Below are 23,844 nucleotides of genomic sequence, written 5' to 3'. Positions count from 1 at the left end.
TTACCAGGTAACACATATGTCTGAAAAGGTATACGGGAGGAGAGATCCAAGCGGAGCGTGATGCAAGAACGCGTTCCGAAGCGAAGCGAACTCCGCGACGACGTTGCCGAACATCGTAGCCCGGGCCAGGACGTCGATCCACTGTTCGTCAACCGGTGGTCACCGCGTGCGATGACCGGCGAACCGCTCGACGAGGACGAGTATCTCCCCCTATTCGAGGCCGCGCGGTGGGCACCGTCCGCGTTCAACAACCAACACTGGCGGTTCTGCTACGCGACGCGGGAGGACGACGAGTGGGATACCTACGTCGATCTTCTGTCCGAAGGAAACCGAGCGTGGGCGACCGACGCGGCCGTGCTCGTGGTGATCGTCTCGAAGACGACGTTCGACCACAACGATGAACCCGCACCTGTCCACTCTTTCGACACCGGTGCGGCCTGGCAGAATTTCGCCCTCGAGGGCGCGCGCCGCGGTCTCGCGGTCCACGGAATGGCCGGCTTCGACTACGAGCGTGCGGCCGACGTCCTCGAAATTCCCGACGAGTACGCGGTCGAGGCGATGGCCGCAATCGGCGAGCGCGCACCGCCCGAGACGCTTCCCGACGAGCTGGAAGAACGCGAGCAGCCGAGCGGACGCAAGCCGCTCGAGGAACTCCTCCACCGCGGCGGCTTCGAGTAATCAGGTCGCCTCGCTGTTGCTGTTGCTGTTGTCCCCCGAAAACGGTGTCGGACGAACTCGATCGAAACGAATTCTCGAGTATGCCGATCCGGTTCACGGTGTCTGGTCGAAGTGCCATCCGGACCGAACGGCTGGAACGCGGATGCCTACCGTGCTCGAGGCCGCCGAAGATCGACTCGAGTCGGTCCTGTAGGACCACGACGACGAGACGTGGACGGGAGACTATCGACGGCTACGGTTTCGGGCCGTCCACCTCTGATCGCGCGTGCCGTCAACGCTGGATCTGCCCGGATTGCCGGTCTCCGATCCACGCGCACCGTCTCGTCGGAACGCCGCTCGAGATTCCGTTTCAGGCTCAACCGCTTTTCCGCCGCGGCCCGAACGACCCGTATGGACGATCCGTTCTCGAGCGACACGCTCCGGGGACGAACCGGCGAGAGCGGGATCGCACACTGGTTCCTGCTCGATGCGAACCGGTGGATCCTCGCGGGATTGCTGTCCGTCGTCGCGTTCGCCGCCTTCGTCGCGCTCGGTGCAGTCGCCGTGCCGCTTCGCGACGCGATGGCGGACGGGACACCAGTCAACACGGCGTTTCAGGCGCTGATCGCCGCGATTCTCACGGGCGTGACGCTGGTCGTCTCGATCAATCAGCTGGTGCTCTCGCAGGAACTCGGTCGACTGGGTGACCAACAACAGTGGATGGACGAGGCCATGGAGTACCGACGGGGCGTCGAGGACCTGTTCGGATCGGTCGGCCCACCCGATCCCTCGCAGTTCCTGCAGGCGCTCGTGAAGACGAGCAGCGACCGGGCACAAGACCTGCAAGCGGCCGTCGCCGACAGCGACGACGACGTCCTCCGCCGCCGGACCGATCGACTGGTCGAGAACGTCTGTCGAAACTCCGACGAGATCCACTCTCAACTCGAGACGTCGGATTTCGGCGATTTCGGCGTCCTCCGATCGGGGCTGAACTACAACTATTCCTGGAAGATTTACGCGGTTCGACGACTCCGCCACGAGCACGAGGACACGCTCGACGACGACGAACAGGAGGCCTTCGGCGACCTGATCGACGTGCTGACGCTGTTCGGGCCGGCGCTCGAGCACTTCAAATCGCTGTACTTCCAGTGGGAACTCGTCCACCTCACGCGATCGATCCTGTACGCGGGGTTGCCGGGGGTGGTCGCCGCGACGGCAACGGTACTCTATCTCGACCCGGAGTCAGTGCCGGGGACGCTGCTCGGCGTGGACAACATGGTGTGGGTGGTCAGCGCCAGCGCGACCGTCGCGCTCGTCCCCTTCTTCCTGCTCGCGGCCTACGTCCTGCGGATCGCGACGATTTCGAAGCGGACGGGATCGCTCGGGCCGTTCATCCTGCGGCACGCGGAACGAACGGAGGCCATCGACTGGGACGAGTAGCGGGGCTCGGGGAACCATCCTCTCCTCACACCTCCAGTCCGTCAGGTCACGCTCGCTCCTCGCGATCACCCTCCCGGCTCGTCCCGATCGATATTCGCCCGTTCCGTCGAACGACGATGCCGTAACCGAAGAGCGCGAGTTCGAGAACCACGTCCGGTTTCGACCCCCCGTCGGTTCGAGCGTCGTCGACTGTGAACGTGAGCGACACGAATTCCGGATCGCCAGCCGCGACGGCTTCGACCGTCTCCGCCGGCACGCCTCGTATCACGCCCTCGACGGTAAACGCGAGCACGTCGGGCGTCGGTGCGGCCGATGCCGGGTCGTCGTTTGCGACGGCGGAGATCGGGTCGCTCTCCGGAACGAGGTCGTCCGCGTCGGGGGTCGCGATGCCGACGTCGATCGTCTCGAGTCGGAGTGACGCCTCGTCGGTGAGATCGATGTCGACCGTCCGTGACTCGTCGACGGCGATCGTCACCCGTGCGGGGTTCAGCGTCGCTCCCTCGAACGCGGCTAGCAGCGCTTCGGTTACCGATAGGGTACCCTCTACGGCGAACCCGATGCGATCCGGTGACTGTCGGACGACGCGCTCGTCCGTCAACTGGACGCTGTCGGTATCGTTTACGGTGAGTGTGATGCTCATACTCCCTCGATAGGTGGTCGTACGTCTTACAGACGGGAAACTGTATCCGCTCCCGAACGTGGACGACCGGCTCGAGCGGCCACGAGGGCGGGTTACCGATCAGGCCCGGTATCCTCGAACGTGTAGAATCGCTCGTCGCAGGCGGGACAGACCAGCTTCTCCGACGGGAGTTTGCCGATCGGCGTCACCTCGCCGCAGCAACTCGAGCGACTGATGGTCACCGCCTCGTCACAGAGCGGACACCGCTCGAGGAGCGTTCGGAGCGGCCGACCCGCGGCGCGGCGAACCGCGTCGGACTCGACGCGGGACTCGAGGGCACGCGCGGCGGCGAGTTCGGCGATCGCGATACCGCGCGAGAGCGTGACTGGTGCGCCGGTCTCCGGCATGAGGACGATCACGGATCGTCCCCAGCTCCGCCTCGAGTGCGCGGTTCGACCTCCTCACGAACGAACCCACCGTCCACTCCGCGAGTGCGGACGTCACCGACCACATGCTGGATACGACGGTCGAGACCCGCGAGAACGACACCCACGCCGACGAACAGGCCGCGTTCTTCGACGCGATCGAGAACGGCGGCGACGCGGGTTCCAGCGTCGAAGAGGCGCTGACCGTCCAGCGGATCGTCGACGGGATCTACCGCTCGAGCGAGGACGGGCGGTCGGTCGCACTTGACGACACCTGACGGCTCGAGTAGGGGCGGTCCCCGCGCGGGTGCGTCGTCGGACGGTCGAGCAATCGGCCGATAACAGCGTAGTCGCTACCGCGATTTTATTTTTACTACGATAGATAGAAATATATTTTCCAATGGCTCCGCTACCGTTTCGTATGGACATCGGTGTACACACGCCACCGCTGGCGGACGAATCGCTCGAAGGAGCACTCGCCTCCCTCTCCGATATCGGCGTCGACGCGATCGAACCCGGCGTCGGCGGCTATCCCGGCGACGATCACCTCGTTCGCCGGGAGTACCTCGACGACGAGGACGCACAGGCCGAATTGGCGGAGCTGCTCGAGACCTACGAGATGCGAATCAGCGCGCTCGCGTCGCACAACAACCCGCTGCATCCGGACGGAGACCGCGCTGAGGCGGCCGACACCGAACTCCGCGAGGCGATTCGCCTCGCCGACCAGCTCGATGTGAACGCGGTCACCTGCTTCTCGGGACTGCCAGCCGGCGGCCCCGACGACGAAGTCCCGAACTGGATCACGGCTCCCTGGCCCTCCGAACACGCCGAGGCTCACGAGTACCAGTGGGCGGTCGCCCTCGAGTACTGGTCGAACCTCGCCGCACACGCCGACGAGCACGGCGTCGACCTCGCCATCGAGATGCACCCGAATATGCTGGTCTACGAGCCCCACGGGATGGCCCGGCTGCGCGAGGAGACGAACGATCGCGTCGGCGCGAACTTTGATCCCTCGCACCTCTACTGGCAAGGCATCTCGATCACCGACGCGATCCGGTATCTCGGCGAGCGCGACGCGATTCATCACTTCCACGCGAAGGACACTCGAGTGTACGAGGAGCAGGCCCGCGAAAAGGGCGTCCTCGACACGACGGCCTACGACGACGAGCCGAACCGCTCGTGGCTCTTCCGGTCGGTCGGTTACGGCCACGACGAATCCCACTGGAAAGAGATCGTCTCGACGCTCCGGATGGTCGGCTACGACGGCGCGCTGAGTATCGAGCACGAGGACTCCCTGACGAGTTCGCGCGAGGGCCTCGAAAAGGCCGTCGATCTGCTCGATCGAGCAGTATTCCGAGAGCAGCCCGGGAACGCGTACTGGGCCGAGTAAGTACAGGTGAGGTACGTCCCGCCCAGTATATGAGACGTCATATCGGTCAGCTCCGGTTAGACTTATCGTTGTGTGTTTTTAAGCTGTGCTCATGGACCGGTTTCAGAACACGAGACAACCCGATTGGGACTGGTGGGGGAAACTGTGGCCCGCGCCGGGGGAAACACTCCGCGAACTCGGCCTCGAATCCGGTGACACGGTTGCCGAAATCGGAAGCGGAAACGGCTATTTCGCGCTCCCGGCTGCTCGAATCGTCGCGCCCGCATCGGTCTACGCGTTGGATATCGACGAGTCACTACTGGCGGAGCTATCGCACCTCGCCGACCAGCAAGCCATCGAAAATGTCACCGTTCTCACTGGTGATGCTCGAAAGTTATCACAGCACGTTCCCGAACCCGCCGACGTCGTCTTGATAGCCAACACCTTCCACGGCATTGACGAGCCGGAAGCGTTCGTTCAGCAGGCGTTCGAATCACTTCGCTCCGAGGGACGATTCATCATCATCAACTGGAAGGACCGCCCTCAGGAGACGACCCGAATCGCCGGTGAGCCGCGCGGACCGCCGACCGAGTTGCGGATGTCCCCCGAGGAGACCGAACGGACGGTTCTCGACGCGGCAGCGTTCGCTCTCGAAGATACCATCGAACTCCCGCCGTATCACTATGCGCTCGTGTTCGAACGATAAGCACGTCGAGTCTGCGCGAGTTTCCCGAGAGTCCCACAGAGAACGCCCTCGCGACGAAAACCACTAATTACACTCGTTGTGAACGAATACGCATGTCACTCGAAGTCGGCGTTCTCGGCTACCGATTCATGGGGAAAGCACACGCGAACGCGATGGCGCGGCTGCCGATGTTCTTCCCGGACGCGCCGGACGTCGAACGCAGCGTCCTCGTCGGCCGCGACGAGGACGCGCTGACCGACGCGGCGGACCGACTCGGGTTCGACTCCGTCGCGACCGACTGGACCGAGGTCGTCGACGACGTCGACGCGTTCTACAATCTCGGGCCGAACCACGTCCACGCCGAGCCCTCCATCGCGGCGCTCGAGGCCGGCACACCGGTCTTCTGCGAGAAACCACTTGCACCGACGCTCGAGGACGCCGAAGCGATGGCCGAAGCCGCCCGCGACGCCGGAGCGGACGTCCCAGCCGGCTGTGCGTTCAACTACCGGTTCGTACCCGCGATTCGGTACGCGAAACGGCTCCTCGAGGCGGGCGAACTGGGCGAGATCCACCACGTCCGCGGGCGGTACCTGCAGGACTGGCTGGCCGATCCCGAGGCCCCGTGGTCGTGGCGCAACGACGAGGAGCTGGCCGGATCGGGCGCGCTCGGCGATCTCGGCGCACACACGGTCGACCTGCTTCGGTTCCTGGTCGGCGACGACGACCTCGCCGGCGAGATGGGGCGCGTCAGCGGACACTTGCAGACGTTCGTCGACGAACGGCCGGTCCCCGATTCGGATGAGACGCGACCGGTTACCGTCGACGACGCCTACTCCGCGCAGGTCGAGTTCGAAAACGGCGCGATGGGGACCCTCGAGGCCTCCCGTTTCGCGACGGGCCACAAGAACGACCACACCGTCGAAATCCACGGCTCCGAGGGGAGTCTCCGGTTTTCCCTCGAGCGGCTGAACGAACTCGAGGTCCTCCGCACGGACGAGAACCGGGGCTACGAGACGATCCTGGTCACCGACGAGGACGACCCCTACGTCGACCACTGGTGGCCGCCGGGCCACGTCCTGGGCTGGGAACACACGTTCGTCCACGAGAACTACGAGTTCTTGAGTTCGGTGGAGAGCGGTGGTGAGTTCGAGCCGAGCTTCGAGGACGGGCTCGCCGCCCAGCGCGTGCTCGCGGCGATCGAGGAGAGCGACGAGAATCGGGAGTGGGTCTCGCTCGAGTGAGGACGCTCGTCACCGTCCGTTGGCCGGTCCCGGAACGAGCGGCAGATCGACGGCGAGAGGCCGACGGTATCGCGGTAGCAACCCCCTCGTTGGCCGCGTTCTGACGCGAGTCACACGCTCTCTATCGCTGGAATACCGGCTGCGAGATGATTCACCCAAATGATCAAAACATATTTTCGCGTGCTAGTTGGGAGCAACTATATCAGGATAGGGCCTCAATCGTTATTTACACATGCTCGATAGGCAAGGCAAATTATACGACGCATTGTCGAACAGACGACGCCAGCAGCTATTGTTTGCCTTGCTGGAAGACGATCTCGTAACCGATTCGTTGAACGAACTCGACACGCCGCCCGACGGTGACCGAGAGACTCGCACGGCGAGGATCGAATACCGACACGTCCACCTTCCGAAACTGGACGACCGCGATTTCATCGACTGGAGCCCCGACGTGAGTTGTGTCGAACGGGGGCCTCGCTTCGACGAAATCGAACCGACGCTGGAGCTACTGGCCGCACATCACGACGGGCTATCGATAATCGAGTGAGATCGCGCGCCGGTACGTTCGACCGATCCGCAGTTCTGCACGGGATACCTCGACGTAGTGCGGGTGTCTGCCGACTAGTTCGTCGGTAGTGCTACACGCTCGAGAGTTCGTGGCCGACGATCGCTGGCTGCCGATCGGCCTCGTGACAGTCCCGAACTGACGACTCAGTCTCGAATCCACCTACTGGTGACCGGAGCCGGACGCTTCGGCCTTGATGACCGTATCGATCTCGTCGTACCGAACGCTCTTGCCCTCGGGAGACTGGTCGTCGAGTTCGAGATACGCCGGTTCGAAGCTCGTCACCTCCCCCGAGTGTTCCGGATCGTCGGCATCCGTTCGTTCTCGGTTCCAGATTTCGACGACGTCACCGACCGAGACGTGTTCGCGGACGAGGTCCGCGGCCGTCTGTTCGTCGGCGTCCGGCGGAACAGTGAGTTCAGTCATGTCGATACGGGAAGACGGTAGCGAGGCCGGTAAGTGACCCCGCGTCAGACGACGGGCGCTTTTAACCCAGCGACCGCTCGACCGCTGGACCGTCGATCCGCACCGTCGCCGTCGAAACGGCCGCGATACCCCCGATTCAGACGACAGTTTTTGTACGATAGCGCCGAACCGAGGGGTATGACGACGATCAAGGACAGCGTCCACGACCACATTCGGGTCGACGGCGTGGCGCGCGAACTCCTCGATACCCCCGCCGTGCAGCGACTTCGAAACATCCGTCAGCTCGGCACCGTCTCGCTAGTCTATCCCTCGGCCAACCACACTCGTTTCGAGCACAGTCTGGGCGTCTATCACCTCGCCTGTGAAGCCCTCGATCACCTCGGTATCGACGGCCGGCGGGCCGAACGGGTCCACGCTGCGGCCCTCCTCCACGACGTCGGTCACGGTCCGTTCAGTCACAACCTCGAGTCGGTAACACACCGACGAACGGGCCGGTACCACGACGACGTTCACGAGCTCCTCTCGGAGGGGGACGTCGGTGATGTCCTGCGCGACCACGACCTCGAGCCGGCGGCAGTCGCGGACCTCGTCGCGGGCGAGGGCCGGTTCGGACAGCTCGTCTCGGGCGAACTCGACGTCGACCGGATGGACTACCTGGTGCGAGACGCCCACCACACGGGCGTCCCCTACGGGACGATCGATCACGGCCGACTCGTCCGCGAACTCACCTTTACCGACGGCGAACTCGTGCTGGACGAGGGGAACGTCCAGGCCGCCGAGAGCCTGCTGGTCGCACGGGCGCTGATGAACCCCACCGTCTACAGTCACAGCGTCGCCAGACTCACCAAGGCGATGCTCAGGCGCGCGTCCGAACGGCTGCTCGAGTCCCCCGACACCGACGTCGACGCCGAGACGCTCCAGCGGATGGACGATCACGACCTGATCGTCGCCCTTCGAACGTGTCCGGAGACGAGCGAGTTCTCGCGTCGGCTGGACCAGCGAGACCTGTACAAACGGGCGGTGTGGGCGGAGATCGACGACGTCCCCGGCGGGATCATCGAGTCCGACCACGAATCGATCCGAGAGTTCGAACGCGAGGTAGCCGAGAAGGCGAGCGTCGATCCGGAGTGCGTGATCCTCGACGTTCCCGGACGGCCGTCGATGAAGGAATCGACGACGCGCGTGCTCGTCAACGGCGATATTCGTCGACTGGGTCAGCAGTCGCCGCTCGTCGAGGCGCTGCGGGCCGCCCAGTACTCCCAGTGGCGACTCGGCGTCTACTCGCCACCGGAGATGCGCGAACGGGTCGGCCGGGCGGCCGTCGACGCGCTCGGACTCGATATCGAGGGCGCGCTCGTGCGGGAGGTCCGAAACGGGCTGGACGCGACGCTGGATCAGTTCGTCGACTGACGTCGCGGCTGCCGGTACCGGTTTTCGAGGGTGGCTCGACCGCGCCGCGATCGTCACGGCCGGCGTAAAGTCAGACCGTTGAGAGTTCAGCCAACCAGAAATACGTCCTTGACGGACAGTAGTGACCGCCATCCGGATCGGTCCGCCGTCGATTCGGCCGTCAGTGCTCTCGATTTATCACCGTCCAGATCGCCTCAGAGAATCGGTTTGTGCGACTGTGGTCGTCGGTTATTAGCGTTCGGCGATCGACGCGTCTCGACGACCACCGTCGGGAGAAACCTCCCTTCGTTACGAACTAAATCGTCCACTAATTCCGGATTAACTGGTACTCGTGGTAGTGAAACGTTCTGGTAGCTTTTCCACTGGTATCGTTGCGAGACCATTCATGGACGAACACAGTCCACAGCGACGAACCGTTCTCAAGGCCGGTGCGGCGGCGGCGTTGCTCTCGATCGGCGGGAGTTCCGCGACCGGCGCGCAGGAGACGAGTGCCGACAACGAACGGGCCGCCGAGATGCTTCGGGAGTTCTACGACGGCTATCTCGAGGGCATCAGTCAGGCGGTCGCAACCGACGTGCGGATGGAAGCGTCGATGATCGAAAACGGTACCGACGAGCCGTGGCCGCTCGCGGTCTGGGACGACGTCGAAGACGCGCGCAGCCGAGGAATCACGCTGGGTGCCAGCGAAGGCGGTTCGCAGCCGTTCTGGGACGAATACAACTCGTTCGATCGCGAGTTCGACGGCGGTGACGGCACCGACGATGACGAGGATGCCGGCAACGGCGAGATTACGGTCGAACTGCTCGCAACCAACGCTCCCGTCCCCGCGGGCGAGACACTCGAGGTAACGGCCGAACTCGAGAACGGCTCCGGGTCGGAGACCACGGCTGCCGTCGACCTCGTCGTCGGACACGATCCGACGGTGGTCGACACCGCCTCGATGACGGTCGACGAGACGGAGACGGTGACGCTCGAGTTCGAGACGGCGACCGTCGCGAACAGCCAGACGTTCCCCGTCCGGGTCGAGGGTGCGGACGACGCGGCCGAGACGTCAGTCGACGTAATCGGGACCGACGAGCCGGTGTGAGACGACGAGGCTGACGAACCGACGGTTGCTCTGTACGGGACTGACGAGCCGACGGATACCAGTACGGGACTGTTACTTCCCGCTGCGGTCGCGTCTTCCGCACCCAGAACCCCCTCATCGGTCCGGTTGCAGTGAAACGGGCGACGCAGCGAGTCCCGAACCCGGACATATCACTGTACATGAAGATAACTTAAACCGATCCCTCGGGTGCTATGGGTCACGAATGGCCCAGACGACCGCAACTGCTACTTCTTCGGACAGAAAATCAACCACCAGCACGAATATGTCGATCACGACGCTGGGTGAATCGACGACCGGACTCGAGGTACGTGTTCTCGATACGATACGAGCCAAGTCGGCGTCCCAGTGGAACGACGTCGTCGAGCGAGCGACGTGTGGCAGCGTCTTTCATCGCCACGAGTGGCTCGAGGCCATCGAGACCGGACTCGGATACACGCCGCGGCATCTCGTCGTCGAAAAGGACGGCAACCTCATCGGCCTCTTACCGAACTTCGTCGTCGATATCGATAAGACCCCCTTCCGGCGGCTCTCGTCGGTCTACCCGGGATTCGGTGGGCCGTTGGCCACGACCGACGTGAGCGAGACGCTCGCGTTGCTCACCGATGCCGTTCCGGATCTCTGTACCGGCCGGTCGGTCGTGCATCAGATTCGGGCGCTCGATACGAAGTATCTGCGGTACAACAACTACCTGCAGTCGGAAGGGTACGATCCGTACCGACGAGAGTGTCGGTTTCTGCTCGATCTGACACGGGGGTACGACGACATCTGGAACGGGATGAGCAGGACGAGGCGGCGAGGGATCGAACAGGGACAGGACGTCGATTACGAAATCGTCGAGGAGGAACTCACACTGGAGAACCTCGAGCGATTTCATCGCGTGTACAGACAGGTGATGGACCGCGTCGACGGCGACGTCTATCCGCTTTCCTTTTTCGAACAGCTGCTGGCGATGCGAGAGCGACTGCTCCTGTTGACGATCCGGATCGACGGCGAGTACGCCGGCGGATTTCTGGAACTCCTCGACGAAGATCGGTCGTCCATCCACGGCTTCTTCGCTGCGGTGCCACAGGAGTACTTCGACGCGCACGCGTCGGAACTGCTCTACGACTACGTGTTTCGGTGGGGGATCGAGAACGGCTACGAGACGTACGACTTCGGGAGCACGAACTCGAGTTTCGAGGACGGCGTCTTCAGGTTCAAAGAGGGCTTCGGCGGTCGACTGATCCCCATCCTCGTCTGGGAACGCGGCTGTAACCCGCTCTGGAAGGTGCTCAAAACGGGTCGGTCGCTGTACTGGCCCCACCGGTGAACCGCCTCGGCCTGCGCAGTCCGTAGACGTCCATTTCTCTCGGTTCGCCGATGACTACCGGTTCTTCTCGGTTCGTCGATGGGCGATGGTACTCACGGTCTCCGAGAAGGTCCGGGTGCGAGAATTGAACTGCGCGTCTCAGTCGGAACGGACTGAAGGATGGTCACTACCCCAACCCGGACACGAGTGCATCCGAATCAAGGAGAGGTTCGTAAAAAGGCCTTCTGTCAGATTGCCTGGCGTGAGAACTCGACCGATCAGTACCAGGCCCCGCCGGAGGAGACGTTGATGTCCTGGCCCGTCACGTGACGAGCGTCCGAACCCGCGAGTTGGACCGCCAGTGCGGCGACCTCCTCGGGCGGGACCAGTTCGTGGATCGCGAGCGTGTCGAGCACGTCGTCCTTGGCGTCCTCGAACTCGATCCCCCGCTCCTCGGCCTGTCGTTCGAAGGCGTTCCGGATGCGCTCGCCCTCGACGGGGCCGGGACAGATCGCGTTCGCGGTGACGTTGTCCCGGCCGAACTCGAACGCGAGCGAGCGAGTGAGACCGATGACGCCCATCTTCGAGGCCGCGTAGGGCGTTCGGTTCGGATACGGCCGCTTGCCGCCGATCGAGGAGACGTTGACGATACTGCCGCGGTCCGACTCCCGGAGGTGAGGGGATGCCTCGCGGACCGCACGGGCAATGCCGACGACGTTCACGTCCAGCGTCTCGAGCCACTCCTCGTCGGTCGTCCGCTCGACCGGGGCCGTCGGCCCGGCGATGCCGGCGTTGTTCACCAGACAGTCCAGCCCGCCGAACTCGTCGGCGGTGGCCTCGATGGCGTCGGCGACGGATTCGGAGTCCGTGACGTCCGTTTCGACCGTCAGCGTTCGCTCGGGCTCGTCGATCAGTTCTTCGGTCTCGTAGATCCCGTCGCTGCGGGCCGCGAGCGCGACGTTCGCGCCCGCGTCGGCGAACGCGACGGCGATTTCGCGGCCCAGTCCTTGACTCGCACCGGTGACGAACGCTGTGGTATCGTCCAGCATACTCGAGTCGTCGAGAAAGACCGCCTAAAACGTTCCTGCCGGTGACTCGTCCCGTGGCGGATGCGTACTCTTCCGCGGCCCCCACGGTCTTGAGCCTCGAGACCGACTCACGAACCGATGCGAGCCGCAGCCTTCACCGATCTGATCGGCCCGGACGGCGTGAGCGTGATCGACCAGTCGGATCCCGAACCCGGCCCGGACGAGGCCGTCGTCGACGTCGAAGCGAGCGCGATCAACCGGCACGACCTGTGGATCCTCGAGGGCGACTCGGCGATGATCGACGCGGACGACCTCCCGTTCGTCACGGGGCTGGACGTCGCCGGCGTCGTCAGCGAGACCGGCGAGTCCGTCAGGGGTGTCGAACCGGGTGACAGGGTCGTGCTCTGTCCGAACGAGACCTGCGGTTCCTGTCGGTTCTGCAGCGAGGGACCGGAGAACACCTGCGAACGCTTCTCGCTCTATCACGGTGGACTGGCGGAGCGGGCTCGAGTGCAGGCCGACCGCCTCATCGTCCTGCCGGACGACATCGACGCCACCGCGGCCGCCGCGCTGCCCACGGCGTATATGACCGCCTACCACATGCTCCGGCGGGCCGACGTCGGTCCGGGCGATCTCGTCTTCGTTCCCGGCACGACGGGTGGGGTGGGCGTCGCGACCGTCCAACTGGCCGATATCCTCGGCGCGCGAACGATCGGGACGTCCTCGTCGGCGGCGAAACTCGAGCGCGTCGAGGAACTCGGTCTCGACTACGCCATCCAGGCGACCGACGTGGACGAGATTCGGGATGCGGTCGCCGATATCGGCGATCCCGACGCGGTCATCAACCATCTCGGCGGCGAGTACACGAAACTCGGACAGCACGTGCTGCGCCGCGGCGGGACGATGGTCGTCTGCGGCCGCACGGCCGGTAACGAGTCGACCGTCGACGTCGCGAACCTCTTCCTCGGCCACAAGCGCGTCGTCGGCTCGACGATGGGAACCCAGGACGATCTGCGACGGCTCGTCGAGTTGACCGCTTCAGGAGAGCTGTCGCCGGAAATCGATCGGACGTTCCCGCTCGAGGAAACCGCCGACGCCTTCGCGACGATGCAGGACCGCGAGAGCATCGGCAAGTTGGTCGTCGAACCGTAGTTCAGCAGCCTCCCTCGGGCGGGTTTCGGCCGCCCCGGCCATCCACCGCCGGGCGGGAATGAAAGGGGCTTTCGGCGTCGGCGAACCCGGACGAAGTAAGCACCGCAGTCGAACGGAGTGAGACGAGGAGCACAGCGAGTCCCGGGAGCCGAGGTCGAAAGGGGCTTTCAGGGTGTTCCCGTTTGCACTCGCGGTATTCGTCTTTTTCCCAGCTGGGACTAGCCGGAACGCGCTGGCCGGAGCTATTTCCCCCGTCCCGATGTCGACCGCTTATGACCGATATCGCCATCACCGGCGCGTCAGGACGGGTCGGGAGGGAGGCTATCGAAGCGTTCTCCGACGAAAACCTCACGCTCTTCTCGCACAGCGAGACCGAGGACCTGGATACGACGCCGATAGATATCGCGAACCGCGAGGAGTTCGTCGACGCCCTCGAGGGCCAGGACGTCCTGATCCACCTCGCGGCCAACCCGAACCCGCGGGCGGAATGGGACGAGGTTTCGGGACCGAACGTCGAGGGCGTCTACAACGCCTTCGAGGCCGCAGCGGAGAACGACGTAGAGCGGGTCGTCTTCTCGAGTTCGAACCACGCGGTGAACATGAAAAACACCGTCTCGCCGATTCGGCCGGAGTCGACGGTCGGCAAGCCCGAGATCGTCCGGCCCGACGACGAGATGGATCCGGACACCTACTACGGCGTCACGAAGGTCTTCGGGGAGGCGATGGGCCACTACTACGCGAAGCGTCACGGGATGGACGTGGTGAACCTGCGGATCGGGTGGCTGCTTTCGGAAGACGAACTCGAGCAGGAGGTCGCCGACCGGGACGGCGCGGGCGAGCGCTTCGCCCGCGCGATGTGGCTCAGTGCCGACGACTGTCGGCGGGTGATCGAGGCGGCCGCGACGACGAGCCTCGAGTCGAACCCGACGACAGCCCACGGCATCTCGGACAACTCCGAGCGGTTTCTCTCGCTGTCGGAGACGATGCTCGAGTTGGGCTATCGCCCGCAGGACGACTCGGCGGACGTGTTGGGTGACTGATGGGAATGGTAACTCGAGGCGGTGGGGCCGTTCGGCGTCGGCCGATTCGCAGACCGTAAGACCGAATAGCGACTGGTACGTACCGAGACATATGTCGACTAAGGTAGCCGAATCGTCGGGCTACGGACCGAACACTCAGATGTCCCTGTTCGGGTACATCATGGCGGGGATTCTCGTGATTATCGCGCTCCCGTTGCTGCCGGTGATCATTCCCGCGTACATCATCTGGCGAGCGGTCGCCGGGAGCGAGGAGCGCGAACACAGCTTCGAAGCGTGGCGAGAGCGGTCGGGTCGCCCGCCTAGCGGCTCGTAAAGGAGAACTTGTATCGCGAATCGTTCTGACTCTCAATTCGACCTGGTTCTACGCGGTACGCGGTGAGATGGGAGCTCTGATGCAACGCATAGACGAGCGTTCCGCTCGCTCTGGCAACGGGGATTTCCGCGTCCTCCCCAACCGATTCATTCGCTTTCCGAGGCCCTCGCGTTGCTCGCGCCTCGCTCCGCTCACTCATCCCTCACGCAGTGTTATCGTCCACCCTCGCTTTCGCTCGGTCGGACGAAAGTGCGCGCCACCGCACGTGGATCGTCCACCAAGCCTCAGTCGTCCGCGCTCGCGCCGGCCAGCGCCGACGGCGGGCCGCCGGGCAGTTCGTCGCGGTCGTGGGGTGCGTCGAACGCGAGATCCGGCCCTCGAGCGACGATCCGGTTCGGATTCACGTCGGGGTGGGTCGTGTAGTAGTGTTCCTTGATGTGGTCCATATTCACCGTCTGTGCAACACCTGGCGTCTGGTACAAGTCCTTCAGATACGGCCAGAGGTTGTCGTACTCGCGGACGTACTGGACGTTACACATGAAGTGGGTGTGATAGACGTTGTCAAACCGGACGAGCGTCGTGAACATGGCGACGTCGGCTTCCGTCAGCTGGTCCCCGGCGAGATACCGCTGATCGGCCAGCACGTCGTCCCAGTGATCGAGCGCGGCGAACAGATCGTCGACCGCGTCGTCGTAGGGCTCCTGTTTGGTCGCGAAGCCGGCCCGGTAGACGCCGTTGTTGATCGGCTCGTAGATCTCGTCGATGATTCGGTCCACGTCGTCCTGCAAGCCCTCGGGATAGAGATCGACGTCTCGGTCGGCGATCTCCCCGAACTCGGTGTCGAGCATTCGCATGATCTCTTTCGACTCGTTGTTGACGATCGTCCCCTCCTGCGTGTCCCAGAGGACGGGCACCGATACGCGGCTCGTCACGTCCGAATCGGCCTCGACGTACAGCTGTCGCAGGTAGTCGGCGTCGAGAACGGGGTCTCGCGTACAGCCCTCCTTCTCGGGCGTGAACTGCCAGCCGTCCTCGTCGCGGTAGGGGTCGACTACCGAAACCGAGATGGCGTCCTCGAGTCCCTTCAGCGCCCGCACCACGAGCGTTCGGTGCGCCCACGGACACGCGTAGGAGACGTAGAGGTGGTACCGGCCCGCTTCGGGCTGGAACTCGGCGTCCGGATCGTCCCGGATCCGGTCGCGAAAGGTCGTCTCCTGGCGTTCGAACGAGCCGTCGTCGTCGGTGTACTCTCCAGCGTCCGTTCGCCACTCGCCGTCGACGAGCATGTTCATACGCGTCGTACGGGCTCGAGGGTCAAAGCGTCTCGCTGACATCCGTGTTACCACCGTGGAAACACTGTCGGCGGTCAGTCCACGTCGCGATCCAGTAGCTCGCGCCGATCCCGACGAGGCGGGCGCCCTCGGATCGCGTCACGCGTCCGCCGGTCGCGAGGAGTCCCGTCGCGATGGCGGTCAGGGCGACCAGCCAGGCGACGCCGTGGAACACGGCGGGGTCGACGGTCATCGGACGCACGACGGCGGTGAGGCCGACGACGAGCGGGGAGATACCGACCGACTCCGCGACGCTCGAGGCGGCCGCGACGAGCCACGTCGCGCCGAACCGGAGGGCGATACTGCCGCCGACCACCAGTGCGAGGCTCTCGAGGACTCCGATCAGTTCGTCCCGCTCCAGAAACCGATAAACGAACCGAGCCGACTCGAGGCGGCTCGTGGAGGTACGGCACGGCTGGAGGATGTTTTCCAGCGGACGGTCAGTGATTGGCGTCGCAACATGTCGATTGGCGGCACTTCACTCGTTTTTAGGCAAGACTTTTCAGCGAGAGTTTGATTATACATCTCGTGAGTTCAAATGAGTGGTGTCAGTGATGATTCGACCGATGGCGATCCGACGGATGCGTTCGTTCAGGGAACCGGCGACGACGAACCACGAATAGCGTTTTACGGCGGCCGCGGAATGAGCGCGCTACCGATCGCGTTCTTCATCGTCTGGGCCGTCGCACAGACGGCGCTCTGGCGAATCTCGGACACCGGCGGACTGATCGTGGGCATCCTGATCGGCCTCATCGCCGGGATGTTCTTCGTCCGCGGGAACTGGAAATCGTACGCGAACACCATCTTCGAGGGGATGACCCAGCCCGTCGCGGTGACGGCGATCGTCGCCTGGATCTGGGCGGGGATGTTCGCCGAGGTGTTACAGGACGGCGGCTTCGTCGACGGACTGGTCTGGTTCGCCGACGTCGCCGGGATCGGTGCGACGCTCTTCCCGGCGGTGACGTTCGTCCTCGCAGCGCTGTTCACGACGGGGATCGGGACCGGATACGGCGCGGCTATCGCGTTCGTCACGCTGTTCTTCCCGGCGGGCATCCTGCTCGGTGCGAACCCGGTCTTGCTGTTCGGTGCGATTCTGTCGGGGGCGATCTTCGGCGACAACCTCGCGCCGGTCAGTGACACGACGATCGTCAGCGCCGTCACCCAGGATTCGGACATCGGTGGCGTCGTCGCGTCGCGATTCAAGTACGTGATCATCGCCGCCGTCATCGCGTTGGTCGGCTACGTCGTCGCCGGCCAGTTCATGAGCGGTCTCGGAATCGCCGGCGACGCACAGGATATTCTGGTCGCCGAGAGCGAACCCATCGGCCTGATCCACCTCGTCTCGATGGGGATCGTCATCGGTGCTGCAGTCGCCGGCCGACACATCGTCGAGGCGATCTCGTGGGGGATCGTCTCCGCGATCGCGTTCAGTCTCGTACTGGGGCTGATGAGCGTCGGCGACATCGTGACCTTCAACGCGCCGCAGGACGCGCCGCTGGCCGAACCGCTCGAGTTCCTCCCGTTCCTCACCATCGTCGAGGACGCCGACGCGGTCGGCGTCGGCGGGAGCCTGATCAACGGCGCGGCGGGTTTCTTCGAACTCGCGATTCTCGTCCTGTTGATCATCGCCGCGGCACAGATCATGATCCGCGGCGGTGCGTTTCAGGCGATCCTCGACTGGTCGATCGAGAACCTCGCGACGAACGTCCGTAACGCCGAACTGACGATGGTCGGCTCCGCGGCGCTGATCAACGCCGTCATCACGATCAACACGGCCGCCGAGGTCGCGATCGGACCGTACATCTCGAAGATCGGCGAACGATTCAACCTGAACGGCTACCGGCGGGCGAACATCCTGGACGGCCAGACCGCCGCGCTCGGCTACATCTTCCCGTGGTCCGGCGGCGTCCTCGCCGGCTACACGGCGATGCAGGACCTGCCCGGCCAGTACGACTGGTTCGAGACGGACATGCTCGTCACGCCGATCGACGTCGTTCCGTTTGTCTTCCAGGGCTGGCTGCTGGTCGCGGTGTTCGTCGTCGCCGCGATCACCGGCTTCGGCCGCGAGTACGTGACCGACCGCGAAACCGAAGAGGTGGCACGACTATGAGCATCTTCAAGAAATACTTCAGCGGATGGACGTTCCGGAGTACCAGCCCGTCGTTCGACGTGGGCGACGAGATCAGCGTGTTCGTCTCCGAAACGAACGGCACCGACGCGGGACTCGCCTACGTCGGCGACACGCAACTGTTCATCGACGGTGCCGGTCCGGAGACCGTCGAGAAACGCGTCCGACTGCGGGTGACCGAGTTCGACGAGACGGAGTCGACCGGTCGCGGCGAGTTCCTCGAGGTCGTCGGCGAGAGTTCCTACACCGGGTAGGTGTCTCCTCGCTTTTCACGTTCTGCGGTCGCTCGAGCACCGACGGAGAGACACGGATTTATGCAACTGCGATACCCACTCGAGGTATATGGCAGACGACGGGGACCGGCATCGGCAGAGTCGCCTGTTCACTGACGACGACGGTGAATTCGACGCCGAGCGCGCGCGAAACGAGTCGCTCCCGGTCGAGGACGGCGAGGTGGTAGACACCGACGAACTCGCCGACCACCAGCGCTACGTCGAGGGTCGGGGGATCTACGACGAGCGCAATCGGGTCAACGACCTCACGGGCAAGGAGTGGAAGTACGCGACGAAGTCCGTGATCGCGGAGGGCTACCCGCCCGACGTCCAGCACGACCTGCGCGGCGAACACGGCGGCCAGAAGCCGCCGCGGCTCTGTGCCGACCTGATCGAGCGATTCAGTAAGGCCGGGGACACCGTCCTCGACCCGTTCGCCGGCGTCGGTGGCACGCTGCTGGGCGCGAGTTTCTGCGAATACGAGGGGACCGGACGACGCGAAGCGATCGGCTTCGAACGCACCGAACGCTGGATCGAGGTCTACGAGACGGTCCTCGAGCGCGAGAACGAGGAGCGACGGAGCCGCGGCGAGCCGCCGCTGGCCGAACAGAACGTCCGTCACGGGGACTGTGCCGACCTGATCGGGGAGATTCCGGACGACTCGGTCGACCTGTTGCTGACGGACGTCCCCTACTGGCACATGGACGAACTCGAGCAGACGCGAAACGAGCGCGCGACTCGGGAGAGCAAACTCGGCTCGTTCGACGCGGGCGACGACGCTGCGGCCGAATCGACGGATGCGGCTGCCGACGCTGAACGCGACGGCACGGCGGATGACGAAACGGAAACCCGGACCAAAGCGGAGTGGCTGGCCGACATGGCCGAGAAATTCGACCGGTTTACCGACGCGGTCGCCTCCGACGGCCACCTCGTCGTCTTCATCGGCGACATGTACCGCGAGCAGTCCTACGAGTTCCTCTCTGCCGATCTCGCGCGGGCGATCGAGTCGGCGGCACCCGTGACGCTCGCGGCGAACCTGATCTGGTACGATCCGACGAAGGATCTGCACGTCTACGGCTATCCGTTCTCGTTCGTTCCATCGATGGTCCACCAGAACGTGCTCGTCTTCCGGCCGGAATCGGACGCGTAATCAGGATCTGATTCGTGTCATTCGGACGTCTGACGCGGTTTTATTGGGACTCAATACGATTGGTTCAACTGGCGCGCACTGGCGGATTCGCTCCCCATCCCACTCCAATCCACCCCATCCGCGCGCCAGCATTCCTCCCCTCTCGCTTTCGTGCGGACGACCGGTCGCTGGACAGCGGGAGTCCTCTCCTGCGACTCCCTTCAAGCGCTGGCCGACAGCAGTGCCGACCGAACGTCGTCCGCCCGATCCGTTTCGGTGATGATCGCGACCTCGTCACCGCCCGCGAGCTCCGTCCCCGGTAACGGAATCGTCAACGACTCGCGTTCGCGACCGTGCGCGTAGATCCGCGCGTCCGCAGGCAACTCGAGTTCGCTGATCCGTTTCCCGACGGCCGGTGAGTCGTCCGTGATCTCGAGGACGGTCAGTTGCAGGTTCGTCGCGAGATCCGCGACGACGTTGAAGTCGCCGCCGAGCATGGCTGTCTTGGCACCCGCGGCACCGAGTCGTTCGGGGTAGATGATCTCGTCGACGTCCGCGGCGTACTTCTCGTAGATGTCCTCGCGGTAGTCCTCGTCGATCCGCAAGACCGTGCGGCAGTCGTGGTGACCGCCGACCATGCAGGCCGCGAAGTTGACGTTGAGATCGGGCGTGAACGCCCCGATTGCGTCGGCCGCGTCGATTCCTGCCTCCATCAGGACCTCCTCGTCGGCGCCGTCGCCGTGAACCGTCTCGAACCCGTCGTTCTCCGCTCGCTCGACGCGGTCGGGATCGTTGTCGACGACGATCACCGCGTGGCCTTCCTCGTCCAGAATGCACGCCGTTCGCGAACCGACCCGTCCGTAACCCACGATGACGAATCTCATGGTACAGTAATACACGCTCCGCGGTGAAATACGTTGGCTCGGATTCGCCGCGAGTACCGGACGCGAACGCGCTTCGACCGTCAGTCGCCGTCCGACGAGTCCCCCTCGACGACGACCACCCGCAGATCGTTCAGGTTCGTCCCCGTCGGTCCAGTGCGGATCAGTCCGTTCCGCTCGGCCAGGTACGGTGAGACGTCGTTGTCCCGTAACGCGGCGCGAGCAGCCTCGCGGTCTTCGACGGTCGTCTCGTCGACGAGCGCGCCCGCCACATCGGTCGCGCCGTCGATCCCGTCCGTATCGACGGCCGCGACGGTGACGCTGCCCTCGACGGATCCCCCATCCACGAGGTCGAGCGCCGCGCTCGTCGCGAACTCCTGATTCGGTCCGCCCGTCCCGTCGCCGGTGACCGTCACGGTCGTCTCGCCGCCCGAGAGAAGCACGGCCGGCGGCGAGATGGGTGTCGACGTGGCCAGTACCTCCTCCGCGACGGCCACGTGTGTCGTGGCCGCCTCGCGCGCCTCCCCGCGGATCCGCGAGGAGAGCACGAGTGGCTCGTACCCGCGTTCGGCGGCGACGTCGCGAGCCGCTTCGAGCACCGTCATCCCGTCGGCGACGACGTGCGTCGAGACGGTTTCGAAAGCGGGGTCGTCGGCCGTCGGCGTCTCCGGAACGCCGCCGGTCGCACCCCGTTCGAGTCGATCTGCAACTGGATCGGGAACGTCGATCGCGTATCGCTCGAGCACGGCGACCGCGTCCGCGAACGTCGATTCATCGGGGACCGTCGGTCCGCTCGCGATCACGCTCGGATCGTTGCCGACGACGTCGCTCAGAAGGAGCGAGACGACGGTCGCCGGAGCAGCGCGACGGGCCAACTGGCCGCCCTTCAGCGCCGAACAGTGTTTTCGGACCGCGTTGATCTCGTGGATGTCGGCGCCGCTCTCGAGCAGCGCGCCGGTCGTCGACTGCAGATCCTCGAGCGAGACGTCTCCCGCGGGTGCGGGCACGAGTGCGCTGCCGCCGCCGGTGATCGCCGCCAGCACGAGCGTCCGTTCGTCGGCGGCGTCGGCGGCCGCCAGCAGTTCGCGCGCGCTCTCGACGCCGCGCTCGCTCGGTACCGGATGGTCACCCTCGAGTACCGCGACCCGGTCGGTGTCGGCGGGATCGTCCGCGACGACGATACCCCCGCCGATCCGATCGCCGAGGATACTCTCGAGCGCCGCAGCGACGTGTGCAGCGGCGTTTCCGCCGCCGAGAACGACTAGCTCGTCGTACCGGCCGAGGTCGTACGTCGCGTCGGCGACTCGGAGGGTGTCGCCGGCGGCTTCGTCGCCCGCTCGAGACTCGTTCGGAGTCTCGCTACCCTCGAGCGAGACGGTCTCGCGAATCACTCGTCGCGGGTGTCCGGCCGCGATTCCCGCCTCGACGCACTCGAGGGCGAGGTCGCGCTCGTCGGTCGTCGCTCCCTGATCTCGGTTCTCGATCACGGCTGCTCACCCGACGCGATTCCGGATCGAGACGTTCGGCCGTTCGACTCGGTGGTGAATCGGATGGCCTCGTCAGTTCTCATGGCCAACCGTTTTCCACACACCGAGTAAAAGCAGCGGGTTTACTTCAAATTTAGAACATTATCTACTGGAGCGTTCCGTCGACGAGAGACGGACCGCGGAGGGATAGTTGTACATGAGCTTGTACACATAGCTCGCATCCGCGGACGGGAACGTTTAACTAATCGGTATGGGTATGCTCGAACGTCCAATATGGGGGCTTCCGATACGATCGCGGACTACTTCGACTTCGAGGAGTACGATACCGACTATCGAACAGAAACACTCGCGGGTGTGACGACGTTCCTGGCGATGGCCTACATCATCGTGGTCAATCCCGCGATCCTGAGCGATGCGATCCTCTGGGATCACCAAGCGGGCGAGTTCCGAGACGAGGCGGTGATCAACGGCACGACGTACACCGGCGGCGAGATCTTCCAGATGCTCGCGGTGGTGACCATTCTCGCCTCGATCGCCGGGATTCTCGTGATGGCGCTGTACGCGAAACGTCCGTTCGGGCTGGCACCGGGCATGGGACTCAACGCCTTCTTCACGTTCACCGTGGTCGTCATTCTCGGCGTTCCGTGGCAACTCGCGCTCGCGGCCGTCTTCGTGGAGGGACTCGTCTTCATCGCGCTCACCGCCGTCGGGGCGCGAAAGTACGTCATCGAACTGTTCCCCGAACCCGTGAAGTTCGCAGTCGGGGCCGGTATCGGTGTCTTCCTGCTCTTCCTCGGCTTACAGGAGATGCAGGTCGTGGTCGGCTACGAGGGAACGCTGGTCACGCTCGGGAACGTCCTCGAGAGTCCGGTCGCTGCGCTCTCGCTCGCCGGGTTGTTCCTGACGCTGTTGCTGTACGCTCGCGGCGTTCGCGGATCGATCGTCGTCGGGATCGTGACGACGGCCGTCTCCGGCTGGCTCCTCACGCTGGCGGGTGTCGTCGCACCGGACGTGCTCACACCCGACGGCTCGTACGACCAGGTGACCAACGAGGGCGTCGTCTCGATGCTCACCTCCGTCCAGTACGACTTTACGCCGCTGTTCTGGGGCTTCGTCGAGGGACTGGGGATGATCACCGACGATCCGTTCGTCTTCGTGCTGGTCGTGTTCACGTTCTTCTTCGTCGACTTCTTCGACACCGCGGGGACGCTCATCGGCGTCTCCCAGATCGCCGGCTTCCTCGACGAGCAGGGCGACCTGCCCGAGATCGAGAAGCCCCTGATGGCCGACGCGGTCGGCACCACGGTCGGCGCGATGATCGGCACCTCGACCGTGACGACGTACATCGAGTCCTCGGCCGGGATCGAAGAGGGCGGTCGAACCGGCTTCACGGCGCTGGTCATCGGCGGCCTGTTCTTCCTCGCACTGCTCGTCGTCCCGCTGATGGCCGCGATTCCGCAGTACGCCACCTACCTGGCGCTGGTCGTCGTCGGGATCATCATGCTGCAGGGCGTCGCCGACATCGACTGGCAGGATCCCTCGTGGGCGATCACCGCCGGGCTGACGATCACCGTCATGCCGCTGACGACCTCGATCGCCAACGGGCTCGCGGCGGGGATCATCAGCTATCCGCTCGTCAAGGCCGGGATGGGCGAGTATCGCGACGTCTCGCTCGGCCAGTGGGCCCTCGCCGTCTCGTTCATCTGCTACTTCGTCGTCTACTTCGCGGTCGAGGCCGGACGGGTCACCTTCTGACCGGTATCGGCATCGTATCTCGTTCTCGGTCCGTTCTCGATTCCGCCTCTCGTTCTCGATCCTACGTCTCGTCCTCGGTCCGTTCTCGGTTCCGG

General features: G+C 64.5%; 25 protein-coding genes. 17 read left to right on the top strand and 8 right to left on the bottom strand.

What is annotated here, in order from left to right; genetic code table 11:
• Positions 1–60: 60 nt before the first annotated feature.
• Positions 61–678: a nitroreductase family protein gene (locus ACSFC7_RS20030; protein WP_436344573.1), complete on the top strand. Its 618-nt coding sequence runs from the start codon at positions 61–63 to the stop codon at positions 676–678.
• Between the two features lie 390 nt (positions 679–1,068).
• On the top strand, positions 1,069–2,097 hold the full coding sequence (locus ACSFC7_RS20025) for a hypothetical protein (RefSeq protein WP_436344572.1): 1,029 nt from the start codon (positions 1,069–1,071) through the stop codon (positions 2,095–2,097).
• Positions 2,098–2,143: 46 nt separating this feature from the next.
• Here ACSFC7_RS20025 and ACSFC7_RS20020 read toward each other — a convergent pair whose 3' ends face one another.
• Positions 2,144–2,737 (bottom strand): hypothetical protein, encoded by a 594-nt coding sequence (locus tag ACSFC7_RS20020; RefSeq protein WP_436344571.1) that lies wholly within the window; start codon positions 2,735–2,737, stop codon positions 2,144–2,146.
• 92 nt (positions 2,738–2,829) lie between these two features.
• Entirely contained in the window at positions 2,830–3,123 is a 294-nt protein-coding gene (locus tag ACSFC7_RS20015; RefSeq protein WP_436344570.1) for a hypothetical protein, read from the bottom strand.
• A 104-nt stretch (positions 3,124–3,227) separates the two neighbouring features.
• Here ACSFC7_RS20015 and ACSFC7_RS20010 point away from each other — a divergent pair, with 104 nt between their 5' ends.
• The 5 genes from ACSFC7_RS20010 to ACSFC7_RS19990 all read left to right on the top strand — a co-directional run bounded on the left by ACSFC7_RS20010 (position 3,228) and on the right by ACSFC7_RS19990 (position 6,983).
• A complete protein-coding gene (locus ACSFC7_RS20010; RefSeq protein ID WP_436344569.1) occupies positions 3,228–3,419 on the top strand; it encodes a Gfo/Idh/MocA family oxidoreductase in 192 nt (63 codons plus the stop codon).
• A gap of 143 nt (positions 3,420–3,562) precedes the next feature.
• The gene (locus ACSFC7_RS20005; RefSeq protein WP_436344568.1) at positions 3,563–4,531 is read left to right on the top strand and encodes a sugar phosphate isomerase/epimerase family protein; all 969 of its coding nucleotides are present in this window, start codon (positions 3,563–3,565) and stop codon (positions 4,529–4,531) included.
• Positions 4,532–4,622: 91 nt separating this feature from the next.
• Positions 4,623–5,216, top strand: coding sequence for a class I SAM-dependent methyltransferase (locus ACSFC7_RS20000; protein ID WP_436344567.1), 594 nt, complete (start codon positions 4,623–4,625; stop codon positions 5,214–5,216).
• 92 nt (positions 5,217–5,308) lie between these two features.
• Positions 5,309–6,436 (top strand): Gfo/Idh/MocA family protein, encoded by a 1,128-nt coding sequence (locus tag ACSFC7_RS19995; protein ID WP_436344566.1) that lies wholly within the window; start codon positions 5,309–5,311, stop codon positions 6,434–6,436.
• 232 nt (positions 6,437–6,668) lie between these two features.
• Positions 6,669–6,983, top strand: a complete 315-nt coding sequence (locus tag ACSFC7_RS19990) for a DUF7344 domain-containing protein (protein ID WP_436344565.1) — start codon at positions 6,669–6,671, stop codon at positions 6,981–6,983.
• 180 nt (positions 6,984–7,163) lie between these two features.
• Here the strand turns inward: ACSFC7_RS19990 and ACSFC7_RS19985 are convergent, their stop codons facing one another.
• Positions 7,164–7,427 carry a hypothetical protein gene (locus ACSFC7_RS19985; RefSeq protein WP_436344564.1) on the bottom strand — a complete coding sequence of 88 codons (264 nt, stop codon included), beginning with the start codon at positions 7,425–7,427 and terminating at the stop codon, positions 7,164–7,166.
• 177 nt (positions 7,428–7,604) lie between these two features.
• On the opposite strand from ACSFC7_RS19985, the gene ACSFC7_RS19980 reads away from it, so the two are divergent.
• The 3 genes from ACSFC7_RS19980 (at position 7,605) to ACSFC7_RS19970 (ending at position 11,254) form a co-directional block, all read left to right on the top strand.
• Positions 7,605–8,837, top strand: a complete 1,233-nt coding sequence (locus tag ACSFC7_RS19980; protein WP_436344563.1) for an HD domain-containing protein — start codon at positions 7,605–7,607, stop codon at positions 8,835–8,837.
• A 385-nt stretch (positions 8,838–9,222) separates the two neighbouring features.
• Positions 9,223–9,924 carry a hypothetical protein gene (locus ACSFC7_RS19975; RefSeq protein WP_436344562.1) on the top strand — a complete coding sequence of 234 codons (702 nt, stop codon included), beginning with the start codon at positions 9,223–9,225 and terminating at the stop codon, positions 9,922–9,924.
• 283 nt (positions 9,925–10,207) lie between these two features.
• Positions 10,208–11,254, top strand: a complete 1,047-nt coding sequence (locus tag ACSFC7_RS19970) for a GNAT family N-acetyltransferase (protein ID WP_436344561.1) — start codon at positions 10,208–10,210, stop codon at positions 11,252–11,254.
• A gap of 257 nt (positions 11,255–11,511) precedes the next feature.
• On the opposite strand, the gene ACSFC7_RS19965 is transcribed toward ACSFC7_RS19970, so the two are convergent.
• The gene (locus ACSFC7_RS19965; protein ID WP_436344560.1) at positions 11,512–12,282 is read right to left on the bottom strand and encodes an SDR family NAD(P)-dependent oxidoreductase; all 771 of its coding nucleotides are present in this window, start codon (positions 12,280–12,282) and stop codon (positions 11,512–11,514) included.
• Positions 12,283–12,399: 117 nt separating this feature from the next.
• On the opposite strand from ACSFC7_RS19965, the gene ACSFC7_RS19960 reads away from it, so the two are divergent.
• The 3 genes from ACSFC7_RS19960 (at position 12,400) to ACSFC7_RS19950 (ending at position 14,766) form a co-directional block, all read left to right on the top strand.
• Positions 12,400–13,413, top strand: a complete 1,014-nt coding sequence (locus ACSFC7_RS19960) for an alcohol dehydrogenase catalytic domain-containing protein (protein ID WP_436344559.1) — start codon at positions 12,400–12,402, stop codon at positions 13,411–13,413.
• Between the two features lie 272 nt (positions 13,414–13,685).
• Positions 13,686–14,453 (top strand): NAD-dependent epimerase/dehydratase family protein, encoded by a 768-nt coding sequence (locus ACSFC7_RS19955; protein WP_436344558.1) that lies wholly within the window; start codon positions 13,686–13,688, stop codon positions 14,451–14,453.
• A 91-nt stretch (positions 14,454–14,544) separates the two neighbouring features.
• Positions 14,545–14,766 carry a DUF7535 family protein gene (locus tag ACSFC7_RS19950; RefSeq protein WP_436344557.1) on the top strand — a complete coding sequence of 74 codons (222 nt, stop codon included), beginning with the start codon at positions 14,545–14,547 and terminating at the stop codon, positions 14,764–14,766.
• Positions 14,767–15,050: 284 nt separating this feature from the next.
• Here ACSFC7_RS19950 and ACSFC7_RS19945 read toward each other — a convergent pair whose 3' ends face one another.
• On the bottom strand, positions 15,051–16,058 hold the full coding sequence (locus ACSFC7_RS19945) for a glutathione S-transferase family protein (protein ID WP_436344556.1): 1,008 nt from the start codon (positions 16,056–16,058) through the stop codon (positions 15,051–15,053).
• A 22-nt stretch (positions 16,059–16,080) separates the two neighbouring features.
• Positions 16,081–16,413 (bottom strand): hypothetical protein, encoded by a 333-nt coding sequence (locus ACSFC7_RS19940; RefSeq protein WP_436344555.1) that lies wholly within the window; start codon positions 16,411–16,413, stop codon positions 16,081–16,083.
• A gap of 222 nt (positions 16,414–16,635) precedes the next feature.
• Here ACSFC7_RS19940 and ACSFC7_RS19935 point away from each other — a divergent pair, with 222 nt between their 5' ends.
• From ACSFC7_RS19935 to ACSFC7_RS19925, 3 genes are all read left to right on the top strand, one after another.
• Positions 16,636–18,207, top strand: coding sequence for a Na+/H+ antiporter NhaC family protein (locus ACSFC7_RS19935; RefSeq protein ID WP_436344554.1), 1,572 nt, complete (start codon positions 16,636–16,638; stop codon positions 18,205–18,207).
• Positions 18,204–18,479 carry a DUF7513 family protein gene (locus tag ACSFC7_RS19930; RefSeq protein ID WP_436344553.1) on the top strand — a complete coding sequence of 92 codons (276 nt, stop codon included), beginning with the start codon at positions 18,204–18,206 and terminating at the stop codon, positions 18,477–18,479. The genes ACSFC7_RS19935 and ACSFC7_RS19930 overlap by 4 nt, the downstream gene beginning before the upstream one ends.
• A gap of 88 nt (positions 18,480–18,567) precedes the next feature.
• Positions 18,568–19,647 carry a DNA methyltransferase gene (locus ACSFC7_RS19925; RefSeq protein ID WP_436344552.1) on the top strand — a complete coding sequence of 360 codons (1,080 nt, stop codon included), beginning with the start codon at positions 18,568–18,570 and terminating at the stop codon, positions 19,645–19,647.
• Between the two features lie 200 nt (positions 19,648–19,847).
• Here ACSFC7_RS19925 and ACSFC7_RS19920 read toward each other — a convergent pair whose 3' ends face one another.
• A complete protein-coding gene (locus tag ACSFC7_RS19920; protein WP_436344551.1) occupies positions 19,848–20,510 on the bottom strand; it encodes a potassium channel family protein in 663 nt (220 codons plus the stop codon).
• 80 nt (positions 20,511–20,590) lie between these two features.
• A complete protein-coding gene (locus tag ACSFC7_RS19915; protein ID WP_436344550.1) occupies positions 20,591–21,994 on the bottom strand; it encodes a glycerate kinase type-2 family protein in 1,404 nt (467 codons plus the stop codon).
• Between the two features lie 273 nt (positions 21,995–22,267).
• Here ACSFC7_RS19915 and ACSFC7_RS19910 point away from each other — a divergent pair, with 273 nt between their 5' ends.
• The gene (locus tag ACSFC7_RS19910; protein ID WP_436344549.1) at positions 22,268–23,749 is read left to right on the top strand and encodes an NCS2 family permease; all 1,482 of its coding nucleotides are present in this window, start codon (positions 22,268–22,270) and stop codon (positions 23,747–23,749) included.
• The last annotated feature ends 95 nt before the right edge of the window (positions 23,750–23,844 follow it).

Source organism: Natronorubrum halobium, from assembly GCF_051351675.1.
In the GTDB taxonomy this organism is placed as follows: domain Archaea; phylum Halobacteriota; class Halobacteria; order Halobacteriales; family Natrialbaceae; genus Natronorubrum.
This window is presented reverse-complemented; position numbering and strand designations above follow the sequence as displayed.

What these genes read in the sequence shown, in the direction of transcription:
- ACSFC7_RS20030 (WP_436344573.1), top strand. Translation starts at nt 61, where the DNA reads ATGCAAGAACGCGTTCCGAAGCGAAGCGAACTCCGCGACGACGTTGCC.
- ACSFC7_RS20025 (WP_436344572.1), top strand. Translation starts at nt 1,069, where the DNA reads ATGGACGATCCGTTCTCGAGCGACACGCTCCGGGGACGAACCGGCGAG.
- ACSFC7_RS20020 (WP_436344571.1), bottom strand. Translation starts at nt 2,737, where the DNA reads ATGAGCATCACACTCACCGTAAACGATACCGACAGCGTCCAGTTGACG.
- ACSFC7_RS20015 (WP_436344570.1), bottom strand. Translation starts at nt 3,123, where the DNA reads ATGCCGGAGACCGGCGCACCAGTCACGCTCTCGCGCGGTATCGCGATC.
- ACSFC7_RS20010 (WP_436344569.1), top strand. Translation starts at nt 3,228, where the DNA reads ATGCTGGATACGACGGTCGAGACCCGCGAGAACGACACCCACGCCGAC.
- ACSFC7_RS20005 (WP_436344568.1), top strand. Translation starts at nt 3,563, where the DNA reads ATGGACATCGGTGTACACACGCCACCGCTGGCGGACGAATCGCTCGAA.
- ACSFC7_RS20000 (WP_436344567.1), top strand. Translation starts at nt 4,623, where the DNA reads ATGGACCGGTTTCAGAACACGAGACAACCCGATTGGGACTGGTGGGGG.
- ACSFC7_RS19995 (WP_436344566.1), top strand. Translation starts at nt 5,309, where the DNA reads ATGTCACTCGAAGTCGGCGTTCTCGGCTACCGATTCATGGGGAAAGCA.
- ACSFC7_RS19990 (WP_436344565.1), top strand. Translation starts at nt 6,669, where the DNA reads ATGCTCGATAGGCAAGGCAAATTATACGACGCATTGTCGAACAGACGA.
- ACSFC7_RS19985 (WP_436344564.1), bottom strand. Translation starts at nt 7,427, where the DNA reads ATGACTGAACTCACTGTTCCGCCGGACGCCGACGAACAGACGGCCGCG.
- ACSFC7_RS19980 (WP_436344563.1), top strand. Translation starts at nt 7,605, where the DNA reads ATGACGACGATCAAGGACAGCGTCCACGACCACATTCGGGTCGACGGC.
- ACSFC7_RS19975 (WP_436344562.1), top strand. Translation starts at nt 9,223, where the DNA reads ATGGACGAACACAGTCCACAGCGACGAACCGTTCTCAAGGCCGGTGCG.
- ACSFC7_RS19970 (WP_436344561.1), top strand. Translation starts at nt 10,208, where the DNA reads ATGTCGATCACGACGCTGGGTGAATCGACGACCGGACTCGAGGTACGT.
- ACSFC7_RS19965 (WP_436344560.1), bottom strand. Translation starts at nt 12,282, where the DNA reads ATGCTGGACGATACCACAGCGTTCGTCACCGGTGCGAGTCAAGGACTG.
- ACSFC7_RS19960 (WP_436344559.1), top strand. Translation starts at nt 12,400, where the DNA reads ATGCGAGCCGCAGCCTTCACCGATCTGATCGGCCCGGACGGCGTGAGC.
- ACSFC7_RS19955 (WP_436344558.1), top strand. Translation starts at nt 13,686, where the DNA reads ATGACCGATATCGCCATCACCGGCGCGTCAGGACGGGTCGGGAGGGAG.
- ACSFC7_RS19950 (WP_436344557.1), top strand. Translation starts at nt 14,545, where the DNA reads ATGTCGACTAAGGTAGCCGAATCGTCGGGCTACGGACCGAACACTCAG.
- ACSFC7_RS19945 (WP_436344556.1), bottom strand. Translation starts at nt 16,058, where the DNA reads ATGAACATGCTCGTCGACGGCGAGTGGCGAACGGACGCTGGAGAGTAC.
- ACSFC7_RS19935 (WP_436344554.1), top strand. Translation starts at nt 16,636, where the DNA reads ATGAGTGGTGTCAGTGATGATTCGACCGATGGCGATCCGACGGATGCG.
- ACSFC7_RS19930 (WP_436344553.1), top strand. Translation starts at nt 18,204, where the DNA reads ATGAGCATCTTCAAGAAATACTTCAGCGGATGGACGTTCCGGAGTACC.
- ACSFC7_RS19925 (WP_436344552.1), top strand. Translation starts at nt 18,568, where the DNA reads ATGGCAGACGACGGGGACCGGCATCGGCAGAGTCGCCTGTTCACTGAC.
- ACSFC7_RS19920 (WP_436344551.1), bottom strand. Translation starts at nt 20,510, where the DNA reads ATGAGATTCGTCATCGTGGGTTACGGACGGGTCGGTTCGCGAACGGCG.
- ACSFC7_RS19910 (WP_436344549.1), top strand. Translation starts at nt 22,268, where the DNA reads ATGGGGGCTTCCGATACGATCGCGGACTACTTCGACTTCGAGGAGTAC.